General features: G+C 55.4%; 2 protein-coding genes. Both read left to right on the top strand.

All coding sequences use genetic code 11. The features are described 5' to 3' along the window. Positions 1-865: NAD(P)/FAD-dependent oxidoreductase (locus tag WB402_RS06085; RefSeq protein WP_424206029.1), on the top strand; the 865-nt coding region annotated here is incomplete at its 5' end. Positions 866-875: 10 nt separating this feature from the next. Next, the coding region (locus WB402_RS06090) for an NAD-dependent epimerase/dehydratase family protein (RefSeq protein ID WP_424206030.1) at positions 876-1,810 on the top strand (935 nt) is incomplete at its 3' end.

Consider the following 1,810-nt stretch of genomic DNA (forward strand, 5'->3'; position numbering starts at 1 on the left):
GAACAACGGTGTGAAGCTCGAAGAAGTTGATGAGAGCGCGGTAAGACAAATAGAACCGAGGGCCCTGACATATGGGCGTGCGATTTTTTCACCCACGACGTCCTCCGTGGATCCCGAGGCTGTGGTTCACAGCATGGAAAAGGAGGCCAAGAATGAAGGCGTTTCCATTCACTACGGTGTCAGTTATCGTCATCGTAACGAACAGGGAGTCCAGACCTCTGCCGGGATCTACAACGCCGGATATGTCGTGAACGCTGCCGGGCTCTACGCCGATCATATCGCCAGGGGCTTCGGATTCTCCCAAGACTACCGAATACTTCCGTTCAAGGGCTTATACTTGTATTCGAATGAACCGCCGGGCTCCTTTCGCACCAATATCTATCCGGTTCCGGATCTCCGCAATCCGTTTCTCGGTGTGCACTTCACCGTTACCGCCGATGGCCACGCAAAAATCGGCCCGACGGCAATTCCGGCATTCTGGCGCGAGCAGTACCATCGTCATGAAAATTTCCGGATGAACGAGTTTATTGATATTTTGCGTCGACAGTTAAGCCTGTTCCTGTCATCGAAGTTTGACTTCAAACGGCTCGCCTTCGATGAGATGAGGAAACTCGCGCGCTCACGCATGGTGTCGTTGGCCGCGGCGTTAGCCAAGGGGGTAAAAAATGACAATTACCGGCAGTGGGGCAGGCCAGGTATCCGGGCGCAACTGCTGAACATCAAGGAAAAAAAGTTGGAAATGGATTTTGTTTTTGAGGGCGACAACAGATCTTTTCATGTTCTGAATGCCGTATCACCCGGCTTTACCTGTTGTCTGCCTTTTTCCCATTTTGTTTGTGACGCCATTGCGGCCAAACTGGCCTAGCGGAGGAAATGTGAAGATTCTGATTACCGGAAACATGGGCTACATCGGGCCGTGCGTTGCTGACCAGTTGCAGCGCGCGTATCCCGACGCCTCCCTGGTCGGTTATGACATGGGCTATTTCGCCCACTGCCTGACTGGCGCTGCAGCGCTGCCGGAGACCCGCATTGATCAGCAGTATTTCGGCGACATGCGCGCGATCGATGCCGCAGTGCTCAAGGGGGTTTATGCGGTCGTGCACTTGGCGGCAATTTCGAACGACCCCATGGGCAACACCTTCGAGAAGGTAACGCAAGACATCAACTACGAATCGAGCGCGCGTCTCGCCCGACTCGCCAAGGAAGCCGGCGTCAAACGGTTTGTCTTTGCCTCAAGTTGCAGCATGTATGGCTTTGCCGAAGGTGGGCCGCGCAAAGAAGATGATGCGCTCAACCCGCTCACCGCTTATGCGCGCTCGAAGGTGGCCACCGAGAAGACCTTGCAGGAACTCGCCACGAATGACTTCGTGGTTACGTCTTTGCGCTTTGCGACAGCGTGCGGCATGAGTGAGCGTCTGCGACTGGATCTGGTGCTGAATGATTTTGTGGCCGGCGCGGTCGCGGCGCGGCAGATCACGATCCTGAGCGATGGCACGCCTTGGCGGCCGTTAATTCATATTGAAGACATGGCGCGGGCAATTGAGTGGGCAGTCGGGCGCGTGCCGTCGAACGGAGGGGCCTGGCTCGCGGTGAATACAGGAAGCAATGAGTGGAATTATCAAGTCAAGGATTTGGCGCACGCTGTCGCCAAGCTTATTCCGGACGTGAGCGTCTCCATTAATAAAAATGCCCAGCCCGACAAGCGTTCATATCAAGTGGACTTCAGCCTGTTCCGTAAACTCGCGCCCAAGCACCAGCCGAAGGTCGATCTCGTCGGCGCCATACAGGGACACAAGGAAGGGCTTGAGGA

Source organism: Sulfuricaulis sp. (assembly GCF_049587675.1).
Lineage (GTDB): Bacteria > Pseudomonadota > Gammaproteobacteria > Acidiferrobacterales > Sulfurifustaceae > Sulfuricaulis.